The sequence below is a fragment of the Meiothermus sp. genome (genome assembly GCF_025060375.1).
Classification (GTDB): domain Bacteria; phylum Deinococcota; class Deinococci; order Deinococcales; family Thermaceae; genus Meiothermus.
This window is the reverse complement of the sequence record NZ_JANXCG010000004.1, coordinates 36,741-52,733: the sequence shown is the minus strand read 5'-3', so window position 1 is coordinate 52,733 and position 15,993 is coordinate 36,741. Positions and strand designations below refer to the sequence as shown.

At 63.7% G+C, this 15,993-nt stretch carries 17 protein-coding genes; 11 read left to right on the top strand and 6 right to left on the bottom strand.

Annotated features, from left to right (window positions below; genetic code table 11):
- Positions 1-16: 16 nt before the first annotated feature.
- The gene (locus tag NZ849_RS00665; protein ID WP_295403033.1) at positions 17-451 is read left to right on the top strand and encodes a universal stress protein; all 435 of its coding nucleotides are present in this window, start codon (positions 17-19) and stop codon (positions 449-451) included.
- Between the two features lie 9 nt (positions 452-460).
- On the opposite strand, the gene NZ849_RS00660 is transcribed toward NZ849_RS00665, so the two are convergent.
- A complete protein-coding gene (locus NZ849_RS00660) occupies positions 461-904 on the bottom strand; it encodes a hypothetical protein (RefSeq protein WP_295403030.1) in 444 nt (147 codons plus the stop codon).
- A gap of 181 nt (positions 905-1,085) precedes the next feature.
- On the opposite strand from NZ849_RS00660, the gene mbhE reads away from it, so the two are divergent.
- Genes mbhE through mnhG form a run of 7 tightly spaced genes read left to right on the top strand, consistent with a single transcriptional unit; the run spans position 1,086 to position 6,786 of the window.
- The gene (mbhE, locus tag NZ849_RS00655; protein WP_295403027.1) at positions 1,086-3,347 is read left to right on the top strand and encodes a hydrogen gas-evolving membrane-bound hydrogenase subunit E; all 2,262 of its coding nucleotides are present in this window, start codon (positions 1,086-1,088) and stop codon (positions 3,345-3,347) included.
- The gene (locus NZ849_RS00650) at positions 3,344-3,769 is read left to right on the top strand and encodes a Na+/H+ antiporter subunit B (RefSeq protein WP_295403025.1); all 426 of its coding nucleotides are present in this window, start codon (positions 3,344-3,346) and stop codon (positions 3,767-3,769) included. The genes mbhE and NZ849_RS00650 overlap by 4 nt, the downstream gene beginning before the upstream one ends.
- The gene (locus tag NZ849_RS00645; protein ID WP_295403023.1) at positions 3,769-4,182 is read left to right on the top strand and encodes an NADH-quinone oxidoreductase subunit K; all 414 of its coding nucleotides are present in this window, start codon (positions 3,769-3,771) and stop codon (positions 4,180-4,182) included. Before NZ849_RS00650 ends, NZ849_RS00645 begins: the two co-directional genes overlap by 1 nt.
- Complete coding sequence (locus NZ849_RS00640) at positions 4,179-5,654, top strand: proton-conducting transporter membrane subunit (RefSeq protein ID WP_295403020.1); 1,476 nt, start codon at positions 4,179-4,181, stop codon at positions 5,652-5,654. Before NZ849_RS00645 ends, NZ849_RS00640 begins: the two co-directional genes overlap by 4 nt.
- A complete protein-coding gene (locus tag NZ849_RS00635) occupies positions 5,651-6,130 on the top strand; it encodes a Na+/H+ antiporter subunit E (protein ID WP_295403018.1) in 480 nt (159 codons plus the stop codon). The genes NZ849_RS00640 and NZ849_RS00635 overlap by 4 nt, the downstream gene beginning before the upstream one ends.
- Complete coding sequence (locus NZ849_RS00630; protein WP_295403015.1) at positions 6,127-6,393, top strand: monovalent cation/H+ antiporter complex subunit F; 267 nt, start codon at positions 6,127-6,129, stop codon at positions 6,391-6,393. The genes NZ849_RS00635 and NZ849_RS00630 overlap by 4 nt, the downstream gene beginning before the upstream one ends.
- 12 nt (positions 6,394-6,405) lie before the next feature.
- Complete coding sequence (gene mnhG, locus NZ849_RS00625) at positions 6,406-6,786, top strand: monovalent cation/H(+) antiporter subunit G (RefSeq protein ID WP_295403011.1); 381 nt, start codon at positions 6,406-6,408, stop codon at positions 6,784-6,786.
- Between the two features lie 4 nt (positions 6,787-6,790).
- Here mnhG and NZ849_RS00620 read toward each other — a convergent pair whose 3' ends face one another.
- Positions 6,791-7,531 carry an alpha/beta hydrolase-fold protein gene (locus NZ849_RS00620; protein ID WP_295403007.1) on the bottom strand — a complete coding sequence of 247 codons (741 nt, stop codon included), beginning with the start codon at positions 7,529-7,531 and terminating at the stop codon, positions 6,791-6,793.
- A gap of 2 nt (positions 7,532-7,533) precedes the next feature.
- A complete protein-coding gene (locus NZ849_RS00615) occupies positions 7,534-8,694 on the bottom strand; it encodes an ATP-grasp domain-containing protein (protein ID WP_295403004.1) in 1,161 nt (386 codons plus the stop codon).
- A 100-nt stretch (positions 8,695-8,794) separates the two neighbouring features.
- Between NZ849_RS00615 and NZ849_RS00610 the strand changes: the two genes are divergently transcribed.
- Complete coding sequence (locus tag NZ849_RS00610; protein ID WP_295403001.1) at positions 8,795-9,250, top strand: hypothetical protein; 456 nt, start codon at positions 8,795-8,797, stop codon at positions 9,248-9,250.
- 3 nt (positions 9,251-9,253) lie between these two features.
- Positions 9,254-10,006 carry a hypothetical protein gene (locus tag NZ849_RS00605; RefSeq protein WP_295402998.1) on the top strand — a complete coding sequence of 251 codons (753 nt, stop codon included), beginning with the start codon at positions 9,254-9,256 and terminating at the stop codon, positions 10,004-10,006.
- Between the two features lie 6 nt (positions 10,007-10,012).
- On the opposite strand, the gene NZ849_RS00600 is transcribed toward NZ849_RS00605, so the two are convergent.
- On the bottom strand, positions 10,013-10,732 hold the full coding sequence (locus NZ849_RS00600; protein ID WP_295402994.1) for a DUF58 domain-containing protein: 720 nt from the start codon (positions 10,730-10,732) through the stop codon (positions 10,013-10,015).
- An 88-nt stretch (positions 10,733-10,820) separates the two neighbouring features.
- On the bottom strand, positions 10,821-12,116 hold the full coding sequence (gene aceA / locus NZ849_RS00595) for an isocitrate lyase (RefSeq protein ID WP_295402991.1): 1,296 nt from the start codon (positions 12,114-12,116) through the stop codon (positions 10,821-10,823).
- 287 nt (positions 12,117-12,403) lie between these two features.
- On the opposite strand from aceA, the gene NZ849_RS00590 reads away from it, so the two are divergent.
- Positions 12,404-12,865, top strand: a complete 462-nt coding sequence (locus NZ849_RS00590) for a CZB domain-containing protein (protein ID WP_295402988.1) — start codon at positions 12,404-12,406, stop codon at positions 12,863-12,865.
- 9 nt (positions 12,866-12,874) lie between these two features.
- On the opposite strand, the gene carB is transcribed toward NZ849_RS00590, so the two are convergent.
- A complete protein-coding gene (gene carB / locus NZ849_RS00585) occupies positions 12,875-15,958 on the bottom strand; it encodes a carbamoyl-phosphate synthase large subunit (RefSeq protein WP_295402985.1) in 3,084 nt (1,027 codons plus the stop codon).
- Between the last annotated feature and the right edge of the window lie 35 nt (positions 15,959-15,993).

The following is a 15,993-nucleotide window of genomic DNA, read 5'->3' as shown; positions in this document are numbered from 1 at the left end:
GTAGCCTGGAGGGGCCATGTACAAAAAAATCTTGATGCCGACCGATGGAAGTGCGGCCAGCCAAAAGGCCATTGGCGAGGGGCTCGAGCTGGCCAGGCTCAGCGGGGCCCAGGTGACCTTTTTGTACGTGCTGGAGAATATTAGCTACAGCCTCTGGATCAGCCCGGAGAGCCTTCCGTACGGGTTGGAGCTAATGGAGGATCTCAAGCGGGTGGGTCAGGAGGCCCTCAAAAAGGCCGCCGAACTGGCCCAAGCGGCGGGGGTGCCCTACGAAACCAAGCTTGTGGAGGGCCGCCCGGTGGAGTCCATCCTGGCTGAGGCCAAGCACCACGACCTGATTGTGATGGGGACCCACGGGCGCAGCGGCCTAGACCGGTTCATGCTCGGTTCTGTGACCGAAGCAGTGTTGCATCGTTCGGAGAAGCCCGTGCTGGTACTTCGGAGTAGATAGGGAAAGCCCTCAGCCCAGTCGCAGAAGCGGACGCCACCAGGGGATGGCCAGAAGCACCAGGGCCAGGCTTAGGCCGTACCACAGAAGGGCTCGGCGCTGCTTCAATTCTTCGCTGCTGGCCCTCTTTACCTGCGCGCCGCCCAGGTGGGCCAGGGCCACCGCCAGGAGCATCATCACCCAGTGTTCGGCCAGGAAGAACCGGCTCGAGGCGGCCTTCATCGCCGCGCCTGGATTTGCGTAGAGGCCAACCATAAATGGGCTGAAGACCATCAACAAGGCACCGACCAGGAGCTGAAGGTCCATCAAGGCGGTGTAGACCAGCCCCGCGCGTCGGTCAGCAGGGGTGTAGCTGCGGTTGCGCAAGCCTGTCCAGGCGCGGTAGAGCAGGTGGGCTGCGGCCAGCAAAACCAGCCAGCGGGCTAGGTTGTGAAGGGTAAGCAGAAGCTCGTACATGCACTTAGGTTACTACCCGGAGGGCCTGGTGTCCCTGTTGCAGCAGAGCCGGGCTTTGCCCTACACTTTGCCAAAACCGGGCTGCGTCCGAGCAGCGCTTTTGGGTGGAGGCTGTCAAAGGTCTCTGCCCTTTGTTATCTTGTGTAAGGCTTTTTTTCCGGAGTTGCGTATGGTTACTTCTGTGCTGGTTGCCTTCGCCGGGGCTTTGGGTGCTCCCTGGGTCTACCGCGGCTTGGGGAATCGGGCGGGCTGGGTGCTGGCCCTTCTGCCCCTAGGTCTTACCCTCTACTTCAGCAGTCTTCTGCCTGCGGTGCTCGCTGGTCAGACCCTGCGCCACGGGGTTGCCTGGGTACCCAGCCTTGGGGTGGGTCTGTCCTTTTACCTGGACGGGCTCTCCCTCCTGTTTGCCCTGCTCATCACGGGCATCGGCACCTTCATCGTGATCTACTCAGGGGGCTACCTAAAGGGCCACCCGGACCTGGGCCGCTTCTACCTGGTCATCCTCCTCTTTATGGCCTCCATGCTGGGGCTGGTGTTGGCCGACAACATCGTAACGCTGTTTGTAATGTGGGAGCTGACCAGCCTCACCTCCTATCTGCTGATTGGGTTCAACCACACCGAGTTCCGCTCCCGTCGGGCAGCCACCCAGGCCCTCTTCGTCACTGCAGGGGGTGGTCTGGCGCTTCTGGCCGGGCTCATCCTGCTGGCGGGGATGGGGGGTTCGTGGGAGATTTCCGAGCTGCTCACGAAGGGCGAGGTGCTGCGGGCGCATCCGTGGTACCTGGGGGCGCTTGTGCTGGTGCTGGTGGGGGCTTTTACCAAATCGGCCCAGTTTCCCTTCCACTTCTGGCTGCCCAACGCCATGGAGGCGCCTACTCCAGTCTCGGCCTACCTGCACTCGGCCACCATGGTCAAGGCCGGGGTGTACCTGCTGGCCCGGCTCCAGCCCGCCTTAGGCGGCACCGAGGTCTGGAGCAGTACCCTGATGGCCTTCGGGCTGGCCACCCTGCTCACCGGGGCCACCCTCACCTTCCGCCAAACCGACCTCAAGCGGCTTCTGGCCTACTCCACAGTGGCCGCGCTGGGGGCCTTGGTCTTTGCCATTGGGGCAGTGCCCCTCACCAGCTACTACGGGGCGGTAGGGTTTGCTGCCTTCCTGCTGGCCCACTCACTCTACAAGGGGGGCCTCTTCATGGCGGCGGGGGCGGTGGACCACGAGGTTGGGACCCGTGATGTCAGCCAGCTTTCGGGTCTCTTTCGGGCCATGCCCATCACGGGGGTAGCGGTGGGGCTCTCGGCCCTGTCGCTGGCTGGGTTGCCACCGGTGTTGGGGTTCATCGGCAAGGAGGCCCTCTATGCCGCTTTCCTAGAGGCGGCACCGGCCTGGATGACCGGGCTGGCGGTGCTGGGCTTTGCGGTGGGGGTGACCCTGGCCCTGATCCTCACGGTGCCCTTTTTCCGCGGCCAGCCCCCCGAAGGGGTGCATGAGGGGTCCCCAAGCCTCTGGCTGGGGCCTGTGGTGCTGGCGGGGCTGGGCCTTTTGGTGGGGTTGTTTCCGGGGCTTTACAACCCTCTGGCCGATGCTGTGGCCAGCGCGGTGAAAGGGGCGCCGGTTGCGTATCATCTGAAGCTCTGGCATGGCCTCAACCTGCCGCTGTTGCTGAGCCTGGTTACGGTGCTCTTGGGGGTGGGGCTCTACTTCCTCTACCCCCGGCTCCTGGCCTGGATGGCCCGGGAGCCGATCCCTGGTCCGGAAAGCGCCTATGTGGGCCTCATGCGGGGATTGATGCGGTTTTCGGGTAAGCTCGAGCGCCTCTTGCAAAGCGGTTCCCTCAGGGCCTACTTGGTCTGGACGTTTATGGGGCTAGTAGCCCTGGTGGGCCTGGCTTTGTTACGGGGGGATGGTCTCCTTTGGCCCCAGCTTCAAGGGCTGCACCCTGGCCAGGCGGTTTTGCTGGCGCTCATGTTGCTCTCTGCACTGGCCGCGCTCCGCTTGCGTTCTCACCTGGCGACGGTGGTGGTGGTGGGCATCGTGGGGGCTGGTGTGGCGATTGTTTTCCTGTTGCAGAACGCCCCCGACCTAGCCATCACGCAGTTTTTGGTGGAGACCCTGACCGCTGTGCTGATTGCGTTGGTGCTGTTGCAGATTCGCCGCATTGGGGCGGTGCCCCGGGGGCGCTTTCTGGACAAGCTGGTGGCGCTAAGCTTTGGTGGGATTTTGACCCTTCTGATGCTCGCCATGCTGGCCCAGCCCATGAGCCCCCACCTTGCTCAGTTTTTCGCTGAGAAAAGCCTGCCGGAAGGTTTCGGGCGCAACATCGTGAACGTTATCCTGGTGGACTTCCGCGGCCTTGATACCTTTGGGGAGATTACCGTGGTGGGGCTGGCTGGCTTAGGAGTCTATGCCCTGTTAAAGGGCCTTAGAAAGGAGGGAAAGCCGTGAATACCCTAATCCTGAGGACGACTTCGAGCTTCCTCTTCACCCTTCTGCTCCTGCTTTCCGTGTTCTTGCTGTTCCGGGGCCACAACGAGCCCGGCGGAGGTTTTATCGGGGCGCTGGTGGCGGTAGGGGCCTATGCGCTCTATGCCTTGGCCCACGGGCTCAAAGCGGCCCGCAAGCTGCTGCCCCTGCATCCCCTACGGCTGGTGGGGTGGGGCCTTCTGGTGGCCCTGTTGAGTGCTCTGGTGGCCCTCTTCCTGAACAAACCGCTCATGACCGGGGTTTGGTTCAGCCTGTTTGGGGTGAAGGTGGGTACCCCGGTCATCTTTGACATTGGGGTATATCTAACCGTGTTTGGGGCGCTCCTGTCGGCCTTGTTTGGGCTCGAGGAGACCGCCAGGACCGGCGGCCAGGAGGGAGGCTGATGGAGGTTCTGCTCGCTTTCCTGGTGGGGGGGCTTGCGGCGGTGGGGGTTTATCTGATGCTTAGGCCTCACCTGATCCAGTTTTTAGTGGGCTTTTTGGTCCTGGGCAACGCTGCCAACCTCCTTATCTTTACCGCAGGCCGCTTGGGAAGCCAGTTTCCTCCCCTTGTGCAGAGGGATGGCGGGTTGTTGGAGCCCATCGCCAACCCACTGCCACAAGCCCTAATCCTCACGGCCATCGTAATTGGCTTTGGTCTGGCCGCTTTCGGTATCGTGCTTTTCTACAGGGCTGAACAGGGCCTAGGTACGCTCAGCGCCGAGGCCATGCCCGAGGTGTTCGAACCGGCCCCTGCACCCTCCCCGGTGGACCAGGTGGAGGCCCCAAGGTCCGAGAAGGAGCGTGTACCGGCATGAGCGTTCTCGTTCTGCCCCTATTGGTCCCCCTCTCCACGGCTGTGCTCTGCTTGGTGGTGGCCCAGCCTAGGGTCCAGCGCACCTTGGGCTTGCTGGGGGCCTTGGCCCTGCTGGCCTCGGCGCTGGCCCTCCTCCTTGAGGTGCACCGGCGGGGCATCCAGGCCGTGCAAATTGGGAACTGGCCAGCCCCTTTCGGCATCACCTTTGTGGCCGACCACCTCTCGGCCCTGATGGTTTTCGCGAGCAGCGTGGTGGCCTTAGCGGTGGCCCTTTATGCTCTGGCTGAGCCCGATCCCCCCCGTGAACGGTTGGGCTACCACCCCCTCAGTTACTTCCTGCTCTTTGGGGTCAACGGGGCCTTCCTCACCGGCGATATTTTCAACATGTACGTCTGGTTTGAGGTTCTCCTGCTCTCCTCTTTCGTGCTGATGGTGCTGGGCAACGGCAGAGCCCAGCTCGCCGGGGGGGTCAAGTATTTTGCTGTCTCCCTCTTCTCCTCGGTCCTCTTCTTGGTGGCGGTGGGGCTCTTGTACGGTTCTACCGGGGCGTTGAACCTGGCGGATTTGGCTACCCGGGTGGGCGAGCTGCCCCTAGGCCTTCAAAACGCCTTGGCCATGCTCTTTTTGACCGCCTTTGGGCTCAAGGCAGCGGTTTTTCCCTTCTTCTTCTGGCTGCCCGCTTCCTATCCAGCCCCTCCAGTTGCCATATCCGCCCTGTTTGCCGGCCTTCTTACCAAGGTGGGGGTCTACGCTCTGCTAAGGGTTTTTACCTTGCTCTTTACTCAAGACCCGGCTTTCACCCATGGGGTGATCCTCTGGGTGGCTGGGCTTACCCTCCTCCTGGGGGTGCTTTTGGCCCTAGCCCAAGGGGAGCTGCGCCGTCTTCTGTCCTTCCAGCTTGTGAGCCACATCGGGTATATGCTCATGGGGCTGGGCCTCCTGACCCCGCTGGCCCTGGCCGGCTCGGTTTTCTACGCGCTCAACCACATGCTGGTCATCTCGGCCCTTTTCCTTCTGGCGGGCCTGCTTGACCGCCTGCAGGGTACCTCGGTGCTGGTGAGGATGGGTGGCCTCTACCGCAGCCATCCCGGGCTGGCCCTGCTTTTCCTGCTCCCAGCCTTTTCCCTGGCCGGCCTGCCGCCCTTTTCGGGGTTTTGGGCCAAGTTCACCCTGGCCGCTGCGGGGCTAGAGGCCGGGGCCTACGCGATTGTGGGGGTGGCGCTCTTGGTGGGCCTCCTGACCCTTCTCTCCATGGCGATGGTCTTTGCCGAGGTCTTTTGGAAGGCTTCCCCTGAGGGGAGGTCTGTCCCGGAGGGTTGGGGGAGGCTGGCCGTTCCAGTGGTTTTGCTCGCGGTTTTGACCCTGGGTATCGGGCTTTGGGCCGAGCCCCTGATGGCCCTCTCGCAGCAGGCGGCCCGGGAGTTGCTCGAGCCCACCCCTTACATCCAGGCCGTGCTGGGGGTGAGCCGATGAGGGCTTTTGTGCACAATGTCCTCCTCGCCATCTTTTGGATGCTGGTGACCGAAAGTTTCACCCTAGCCAACTTCCTGGTAGGGTTTGCCATTGGCTTTCTGCTCCTTTTTCTGGCCCGCTCCCTCTTTGACCCCACATCCAGGCGCTATTTCACCCTGGCTTGGCGGCTCCCCTGGTTTGTCGCCAAGATGCTTTGGGAGATTGTCCTCTCCAGCCTGCAGGTGGCTCGAGCGGTGCTCTCACCCCGGATGCGCATCAGGCCGGGGATTGTGGCTTACCCACTGGAGGCCCAAAGCGACCTCGAAATTACCCTGCTGGCCAACCTCATCACCCTCACCCCGGGCACCTTGAGCCTGGATGTTTCCTCCGACCGCAGGGTGCTCTATGTCCACGGGATGTTCGTGGAGGACCCTAAGGCGGTTGTGGAGTCCATTCGCGACAACTTAGAGAAAGCGGTGTTGGAGGTGACCCGATGAGTTTTCTGGAAGGGGCGCTGATTGCCCTCCTGCTCACCCTACCCTTTGCCGTCTACCGGCTTGTCCGCGGCCCCACCCTGCCCGACCGGGTGGTGGGGCTCGACCTCATCACCACAGTCTCGGTGGCCCTGGCTGCCCTGTACGCTTTGGTGAGCGGCCAGACCGCCTTCCTGGACGTGGCTACAGCCCTAGCGCTCTTCGCTTTTCTCGCCACGCTGGGGCTGGCCCGCTACATTGAGTACCGCGGCCACAGGGAGGATTAGGAGGTAAGCCCGATGCTCACGCTGGTCTATGTCCTGGTCTTGGGCGGCATTTTTTTCCTCTTCATTGCCGCTATAGGGGTGGTGCGGATGCCCGACCTTTACAACCGGATGCACGCCACCTCCAAGGCCGCCACCCTAGGGGTGGGCCTCATTCTGGTAGCAGTGGCAGTTTTTTACTGGGACCTTTCGGTGGCCGCGCGGGCCTTGGCCACGCTGGCCTTTATCGTCCTGACCGCACCTGTGGCGGCCCACGCTCTGGGGCGGGCCGCCTACCTATCGGGGGTCAAGCCTTGTGAGGATACCTACATAGACGAGCTGGCCGGGCACTACCAGAAAAACCACCGGCTCGAGTCGGTAGAGGTCAAACCCCCCGCGCCCGACCCCTCGGAGTGAGGTTTCAGACCCCCAGGCGCTCGAGGTAGTAGGGCAGCATCCTGCGCCACCACGGCCAGTCGTGGTCCACGTCGTGGCCCCAGTACTCCACCCAAGCGGGGATGCGCTTTTCGGCCAGCACCCGCTCCATGGCCCGTGTGTCGGCGATGCACTCCTCCTCCCAGCGGCCCTGCCCGACCACAAAGACGATTTTTTTGCCTTGCCGATAGCGCTCCAGAAGGGCTTCGTCGTGCATGTTGGCCAGGTACCAGAGGGGTGAGTTGAAGTAGGCGTCCATTCCCCCTTCGTCCCCCACAAAGCCTCCCACCTGGTAAAGCCCCGAAAGCGCAATGACCCCGTCAAAGGCCTCAGGGTGCTTGAAGAAGAAGTTGGCCGCGTGAAAGGCCCCCATGCTGCAGCCGGTGAGCCACATGGTGGCTAGGCCGGTGTTTCTCTGCACAAAGGGCACCACCTCCCCCATGATGTAGGCGTCGTAGTCGTTGTGGCGACGGGCCCGTTCCCAGGGGGGAATAGCGGTGTTGGTCCAGCTCTGCCAGTCGATCCCATCCACGCAGATAAACTTGATTCGCCCCGCCTCGAGCAGATGCCGGCAGGCCTCCACCATGCCCCCGTGCCCCTCCCAGTCATACCAGCGCCCGTTTTGGGCTGGGAAGACCACGATGGGCTGCCCGTAGTGGCCATACACCTTGAGCTCCATCTCCTGTCCCAGGGCTGGGCTGTACCACTTGTGGTGCTCGGTGTGCATGGCTAGGCCCGTTCCTGAATAGCCTGGGCTGCGGCCAGGAGGGTGTCTAGGTCGGGGTGGCGCAGGATGTAGCCGTAGTTGCCGATGGCCCCAGCAAAAATGCCGCTGATGGCTTCGTGGTGGGCGATGAGGGCTCCGAACTCGGCCAGAACCTGCTCGTGGGAGCGCCGGTAGGGGATATGGTCTTTGCGTCCGACGTAGGTGGCGAAGTAGGGGTAGGTGGGCTTCTGCCTTACCTCGCCGTGGGTGAGCAGGTTGGCCCACTCTCGGAAGATGTCCATATCGTTGGCATAGTTGAACATGTCCACGGTAAGCCCCCCAGGTGGGCGCGCATTCACCTCCAGCGCCACCAGCGAGCCATCCTCCAAGCGGAAGAACTCAAAGTGGAAGAAGCGCTCCCGTACGCCGAAAGCCTCCACCACCCGCCGCCCGGCCTCGCGCAGGTCTTCAGGAATTTCCCGGACCATATAGTAGTAGATGTCGCTGTCCTCGTTGACCACCTCCATCACGCCTTTGGAGTACTCCATTGAGCTGTCCAGCACCACCTGCCCCTTGGGGTCGGTAAGCCCGTCGTAGGTGACGATGCGGCCTGGGATGAACTCCTCCACAATGTAGTCCACCGGGGGTTTGGTGGCGATGTAGTTCCTCAGCTCCTCGTCGTTGGTCAGCTTGTAGGTCCTTGCTGCGCCCACCCCGACGTCGGGCTTAGCCACCACCGGGTAGCCCACCTCGTCTACGAAATCCTGCACCTCAGCGGCGCTTTTGCAGACCTTGCCCCGGGCTACCCGCAGCCCGGCCTTCTGGAAGAACTGCTTCATCACCGATTTGCGCTTGAACCGGTCCATGTCTGCGGGCCTCAGACCAAAGATGTTGAAGTCTTCCCGGAGCATGGCCTCGGTCTCCAGCCAGTATTCGTTGAGGGAGTCCAGGCGGTCTATCTTCCCGTAGCGGTGGGTGAAGTAGCCCAGGGCCCGCAGGAGCTCGTCGTAGCGGTGCAGGTCTCCCACCTTGTAGTACTCGGTAAGGGCTTGGCGTAGCTCTGGCCGAAGCTGGTGGTACTCGGCGTCGGCCAGGCCCAGCACGTTGTGCCCAGCTTCCCGCAGGCGAACGCAGAACGGCCAGAAGTTGGGGGGGAAGTGGGGGGACAGGAAGACTACGTTCATGCCATGCCTCCGGATTTTTTGCCCTCAGTATTCCCAAGGCTGGGCCGCAATGCAAGGGATTTTCCTTGCTAAAGGGCCTGGGGTTCGGTAGGGTATGGTCATGCGGCGGTTTTTGAAGGTATTTGTGGTAGCTTGGCCGTTCTGGGGGCTGGGTATGGCGGGTGGAGCCGACCTTGGCTTCTCGGTGCGCAACGGGCCCAACGGGAACTTCATGGGGCACCTGGGGGTTTATCTGGACGGCGTTCCGGTGGACTTTCGCTCCCAGCTGGTGCTGGGCTCTCCCGGTGGGCTTTACCTGAGCGTGGAGGCAGTCTATTTGCCGCCGCTTTACCTGTTGCTTCGGCCCTACCTGGCTGCTGGACTGGCCCTGGGCATCACCGGCTATACTTCCCAAAACGAGCTTCGGTTGCGCTTTGGCGAGCGCATTTACGCCGTTTTCTCGTTGGGCCTGCAGTTCCCAGAGCGGGGGTATCGGCCCTACCTCGAGCTCAGCCAGGTGGTGGGTTCGGAGAGTTTTCAGCGCTTCACGGTGGGCTTTGTGGTGGAGCTCCGGTAGAGTATGGTTGCTCCCAGGCACGCCGCCTTTCGTCCATTGGTGGTGCTTTACCGGGGGAAGAGCCAGTGGTACCCTCCCCTGCTGACGGTGGCCCTGCAGTTTGATCTGCCCCTCTTCGTGTACGCCCAAGAGCCCCAGGGCCCCTTCGAGGCTGCGCTGGAGGGGCTTTTTCCCTTGGGGTTGGGCGGGGCTGTGCTGGAGGACCCTGCCCTGCAAGCCCAGGCTGCGGCCTACCTTCCGCACCTCGAGCCGGAGGCGGCCCAGGCCCGGCAGGTGGACCTGGTGGTGCCGGAACCTGGGGGAAGCCGGGGTTTTTACCAGGGGGCCATCGCCCTGGCCCGGCTCATCGGGCGCTACGCCTTGGGTGATAAAGCCCTCTGGGTGGGCCCGCTGCGCCCCGAGCTGCTCCCAGGCCTGCGGGGGCTTAGCGTGGTTTCGGTGGTGAGCCCCAGCTTTCCCGAGGGTGAGGCCTTTTTGCGGCAACTGCCCTCGCCCCAGCGGGGGGTGGTGGCGGTGAGCGAGGCTCAGGCCCAGGCCGTGGCCCGCCAGGCTGACCTTCTCATCTACGCGGGTGGACCCCTGGCTTTGGGGTTGCTCCAGCCCTACCACCGGGTGCTGGCCCTCAGGCCCCTTGCCTCCGAAGCCCTCCTGCGGGTAGGGGAGTGTCTTTCCCCGGAGTTGTGGCAGAGGTTTTGGCTCTCGGCCCTTTTGGAGCCCCTGGGCTACGACCTGCCGCCGGAGGTCTTTGCGCTATAGCCCACCTCAGCGTTCTTCCAGCACCCCTTGCCGGAGGAGTGCAGGGAGTATGGGCTCTCCCACCCGCAACAGCGCGTAGCTTCCCAGCCGGCGGGCCGCGGTTCGGAGCCGAAGGAGGTGCCCTTCTAGGGTCTCCTGGTACCCCCGCACCTCGGCGGGGCCCACCTCGAGCTGCCCCCCAGTTTCCACATCGCGCAAAAGCGCCTCAGCGAAGCTGGGGGCCAGCTCCTCAGGGGCCATTACCTGAACCAGCACCACCCGTTTTAGCCTCTTTAGCAGCTCCAGCCAGTCCAGCTCGTCCAGGCCGTCGGTGATGAGGACCGTTACCCCCTTGGGCCGGGGAGTGCCCAGGAGGGCCCTGGGGCCTGCTGCCACCGGCGCTGGCTGTCCTCGGTAGCGCCCCCTGCCCCAAAGAAAGGCCCCCTCTGGGCGGGCGAGCCCCACCAGAAGCCGGAAGACCCGCTCGGCAAAGGCCTGCTTACCAAAAAGCCCCATGCTGGTTGAGCCATCCAAGAAAAAGGTGAAGTGGGCTGGGGCCTCGGCCTGGAAGAGGCGGGTGTAGAGCCGGCCGGTGCGGGCGAAGGCGCGCCAGTCTATGAACCGGGGCTCGTCGCCTTGCGCGTAGCCGCGGAGCTCATAAAACTCCAGCCCCCGGCCGGGCCTAACCTGGGCGCGCTCCCCAGCAAAGGGCTGGGTGGGCCGGGCGCGGATGCGGTAGCGGGTCACAGGGCTTATGCTAAGCCCCCTTCGGGCAGCGCCTCTAGAGCCTCCACGGGAAGAGCCGCCCGCGGGCGCTTCCCGTGGAGCACGGGGGTTAGTGGAACTGGGCTTCCTCGGTTGAGCCAGCCAACGCCGCGGTGGAGGCCTGCCCAGCGGTGATGGCCATCAGCACCTCGTCGAAGTAGCCTGCCCCCACCTCGCGCTGGTGCTTGACCGCGGTGAACCCGTCCTTTTCGGCGGCAAACTCGAGTTGCTGGAGCTCCACAAAGGCGCTCATGCCGCGCTCCTTGTAGGCTTTGGCCAGCTCGAAGGTGCGGTAGTTGAGGTTGTGCCAGCCGGCCAGGGTGATGAACTGGAACTTGTAACCCATGGCCCCCAGCTCCCGCTGAAAGCGGGCGATGGTTTCGTCGTCAAGGTTTCTCTTCCAGTTGAAGCTGGGCGAGCAGTTGTAGGCCAGCATCTTGCCGGGGAACTCCTTGTGGATGGCCTCGGCAAACCTGCGGGCCACCTCCAGATCAGGGGTGCTGGTCTCCATCCACAGGAGGTCCGCGTATGGGGCATAGGCCAGAGAGCGGGCAATGCAGGCCTCCAGACCGTTTTTGAAGCGGTAGAAGCCCTCCGGCGTGCGCTCCCCTTCCTTCACAAAGGGCCGGTCACGCTCGTCTATGTCGCTGGTGATGAGGGTTGCGGCCTCGGCATCGGTACGGGCGATGATGAGCGTGGGCACCCCCATCACATCGGCGGCCAGCCGGGCTGCGTTCAGGGTGCGGATGTGCTGGGAGGTGGGGATGAGCACTTTGCCCCCCAGATGACCGCACTTTTTCTCGCTGGAAAGCTGGTCCTCCCAGTGGACAGCTGCAGCCCCAGCCTCGATCATGGCCTTCATCAGTTCAAAGGCATTGAGGGGGCCGCCGAACCCGGCCTCGGCGTCGGCCACAATGGGGGCGTACCAGTAGCGGCCGCTTTTGCCCTCGGCTCGCTCAATCTGGTCGGCCCGCATCAGGGCGTTGTTGATGCGCCTCACGATGGCCGGCACCGAGTTGGCGGGGTAGAGGGACTGGTCGGGGTAGGTCTGGGCGGCCAGGTTGGCGTCGGCGGCCACCTGCCAGCCCGAGAGGTAGATGGCCTCCAGGCCGGCCTTCACCATCTGCACCGCCTGGGCCCCGGTGTAGGCGCCAAAGGTGTTGACGTAAGGGCGGGTGTGCAGGAGTTCCCAAAGGCGCTCGGCTCCAGCCCTGGCCAGGGTTTGCTCGGGCAGCAGGCTGGGTCGCAGGCGCACCACGTCCTCAGCGCTGTAGTCGCGCTTGATGCCTTTCCAGCGTGGGCTGGTTTCCCATTCTCTGCGCAGCTTCTCGGCCTCCAGCTTCATCTCAGGGGTCAGCTTGGACATACAACCTCCTGCCTTTGAGTATGGGGGTGGCTAGCTGTGTAGAATTTGTGTATATCGGTGTTGTAGACACCTACAAAATAGTGTAGACTTTTGCTGGGTACACCTACACTGGTTCGGCCTGTGTAGCCTTTTTGGAACGGCGGTGGCCGAAAGGTGCTCTGGCCTGGCGCTGAGCCCTCTTTGGGCGGGGAGGGCTCAGACCGAGGGGTGGGAGTGTGGCTCGAGCTGGACTGGTTTGAATAACCGCGCTGCGAGGGTTGCCCGATAATGGTAGCTGAGGAACTGCCGTGAAGGAGGTTCCAATGGGCTTGTTGGACTGGTTGCAGAACTGGCTCAGGGGCGGCAGTGCTGCAGGGTTGTCTGAGCAGGAGAGGCGCTTCCAGGGGCTGGATATCCCGGAGGTGCTGGAGGCCCACCGAGCCTGGCGCCGGCGGTTAGAGGAGGCGGTTGAGCGCTGCCAAATCGAAGAACTTGACCTCTCGGTAATCGTGCGCGACGACCAGTGCCGGCTTGGCCAGTGGATTTACCTCGAGGCGGCCAGAACCACCCTGGCCTTGCACCCGGAGTTTGCCCGGCTGCGCGAGGCCCACCGGCGCTTTCACCTGGCGGCGGCCCGGGTAGTGCAGGCCCTGCGCTTGCAGGGCCAGGCTGCGGCCTTGGCGCTCCTCGCGGGGGAGTTCGACCAGTGCTCCAAAGAGATTGTGCAAAGCCTGGCCGAGCTGGTGCAAAAGGAGCAAAGCCTGGGCTAGCCTCAGGCCCTAGCGGGGTATCGGGGCGGTGTGCCAGCCTTGCAACGACCGCACCGGCAGCCCGGAGGCCCTGGCCCGCCGGATGGCCTCGAGGCTCCACTTCGCGCCCTCCCGCGTGGTGATGAAGGGCCGGCCGGTCTCCACCGCCCGGCGCAGCTCGGGGTGGGGGGTGAGGGCAATCAGCAGGTCGTAATCGCCTTCGGAAGCCTCAAAACCGGCCGCGGTCCACTCGGCTTTCAGCTCGTCGGCTCCAATGAAGCGCACCTTTCCCGAGAGGGGAAGCCGCTGCCCTACCCCTAGCTGAGCCCGGTAGTAGGCCAGGTAGGGGTCGGTGTCCATACCCATGCTCTCGCCGGTAGAGCGCATCTCTGGCCCCAGCACCGGAATCACCCCGGGGAACTTAAGCCAGGGGATCAGCACTTCCTTCACCGAGTAGAAGGCCGGGGTAGGGTCTTGGGTGAAGCCCAAGTCGTCTAGGGTTTTGCCCACCGCGATTAGGGCGGCGTACTTGGCCAGCGGGTGCCCAATCGCCTTGGAGACGAAGGGCACCGTGCGGGAGGCGCGGGGGTTGGCCTCCAGGATGTGGACCACCCCGTCCTTGACGGCATACTGCACGTTGATGAGGCCTTTGACCCCCACCGCCAGGGCCAGCCTGCGGGTGTAGTCTTTGATGAGCTGGAGCTGCTCGGGAGAGAGCGAGATGGGGGGCAGGATGGTGGCTGAGTCGCCCGAGTGTACCCCGGCCCGCTCGATGTGCTCCATGATGCCCGCCACCACCACCCGCTGTCCGTCGCAGAGGGCGTCCACATCGAGCTCGAGCGCGTTTTCAAGGTACTGGTCAAGCAGGATGGAGGGCCGCTCAGCCAGAGCAGCGTAGATGCCGCTCAGGTACCAACGCAGTTCCTCGGGGCTTCGCACCACCTGCATGGCCCGCCCCCCCAGCACATAGCTGGGCCGGGCCATCAGGGGGTAGCCCAGCTGCTCGGCCAGCCGCAGGGCCTCCTCCGGGTCCTGGGCCACCGCGCCTTTGGGCTGGGGAATCCCGAGTTGGGCACATAGCCGGTTGAACTCAGCGCGGTCCTCAGCCTTGTGGATGGCCTCCCAGGGGGTGCCCAAAAGCCGCACCCCAGCCTCGGCCAGGGGGCGGGCCAGCTTGAGGGGGGTCTGGCCACCCAGGGTGGCAATGACCCCCAGGGGCCGTTCGTGCTCAACCAGATTGAGCACGTCCTCTAGGGTAAGGGGTTCAAAGTAGAGCCGGTCGGCGGTGTCGTAGTCGGTGGAGACCGTCTCGGGGTTGGAGTTGACCATGATGGTCTCGTAACCCGCCTCGCGCAGGGCCCAGACCGCATGCACGGTGGCGTAGTCGAACTCCACCCCCTGCCCGATGCGGATGGGCCCCGAGCCCAGGATCACCACCTTGGGTTTTTCAGTGGGGCGCACCTCGTCTTCCAGCTCGTAGGTGCTGTAGTGGTAGGGGGTGTAGGCTTCGAACTCGGCAGCGCAGGTGTCCACGGTCTTGTAAACCGGGCGCACCCCTAGGGCTTGGCGGGCCCGGCGCACCTCCCCTTCACCGGTCCTTAGCAGCTCCCCAAGGCGCTTGTCCGACAGGCCCAACCCCTTTAGGTAACGCCACTCTTCAGCATCCTTGGGCGCTGACCGGAGGAGGCCTGCCTCGGCCTCCGCAATTTCCTTGAACTGGTGCAGGAACCAGGGTTCAATGCGGGTCCTCTCGTGGAGGCGTTCTACAGGTTCTCCTCGCCGCAACAACTCCAGCACGGCGTGGATGCGGGTGGGGTTGGGGTAAAGCCTCTCGTAGAGTTCGGCAGTGGTGTAGCCGGAGAGCTCCGCCCGCACATCCGCCTCGAGGCTTCGCAGGGCCTTGCCGAAGGACTCCTTGAACGTGCGCCCGATGGCCATCACCTCGCCCACGCTCTTCATCTGGGTACCCAGCCGGTCGGAGAAGCCTTTGGGCTCGGTGTTGGGCAGGGTGTTGAACTTCTCGAAGGCGAAGCGGGGGATTTTGGTCACCACGTAGTCAATGGTGGGCTCAAAGGAGGCGGGGGTTTTCTGGGTGATGTCGTTGGGGATCTCGTCCAGGGTGTAGCCCACCGCCAGCAGGGCGGCGATTTTGGCGATGGGGAAGCCGGTGGCCTTGGAGGCCAGGGCGCTGGAGCGCGAGACCCGGGGGTTCATCTCAATCACCACCATCCGCCCGCTTTTGGGGTCTATGGCGAACTGAATGTTGGAGCCGCCGGTCTCCACCCCGATCTCGCGGATGATGGCGATGGCCGCGTCGCGCATCCGCTGGTACTCCACATCCGAGAGGGTCTGCGCGGGGGCCACGGTGATGGAGTCGCCGGTGTGAACGCCCATCGGGTCCAGGTTCTCGATGGAGGTGATGATGACCACGGTGTCGTTCCTGTCGCGCATGACCTCGAGCTCGTACTCCTTCCAACCCACAATGGACTCCTCCACGAGCGCGGTGTGGGTAGGGGAGAGGGAAAGCCCCCGGGAGAGGATCTCCACAAACTCGGCCTCGTTTTCGGCAATGCCACCGCCGGTACCCCCCAGGGTGAAGCTGGGCCGCACCACCACCGGGTAGCCGGTGACCTCTCGGACAAACGCCAGACCTTCCTCGAGGCTTCCCACCATCCTGCCGCGAGGCACGTCCAGCCCGATCCTGAGCATGGCCCGCTGGAATTCCTGCCGGTCTTCCCCCTTCTTTATGGCCTCCGCGTTAGCCCCAATGAGCTCTACCCCGTATTTTTCCAGGATGCCCTGCTCAAAGAGGGCCATGGCCAGGTTGAGCGCGGTCTGGCCTCCCAGGGTTGGCAGGAGGGCATCTGGGCGCTCCTTGGCGATGATTTTTTCCAGAAACTCCACCGTGAGGGGCTCGAGGTAGGTTCCCTCCGAAAGCTCAGGGTCGGTCATGATGGTAGCGGGGTTGGAGTTAACCAGCACCACCTCGTACCCCACGCCCTTTAGGGCCTTCAGGGCCTGGGTTCCGGAGTAGTCAAATTCGGCGGCCTGGCCGATGGTGATGGGGCCTGAGCCGATGATTAGTATTTTTTTTAGGTCGCTGCGAGCCGGCATACCAAAGGGAAAGCATAGCACCTCCCAGGCCTTCT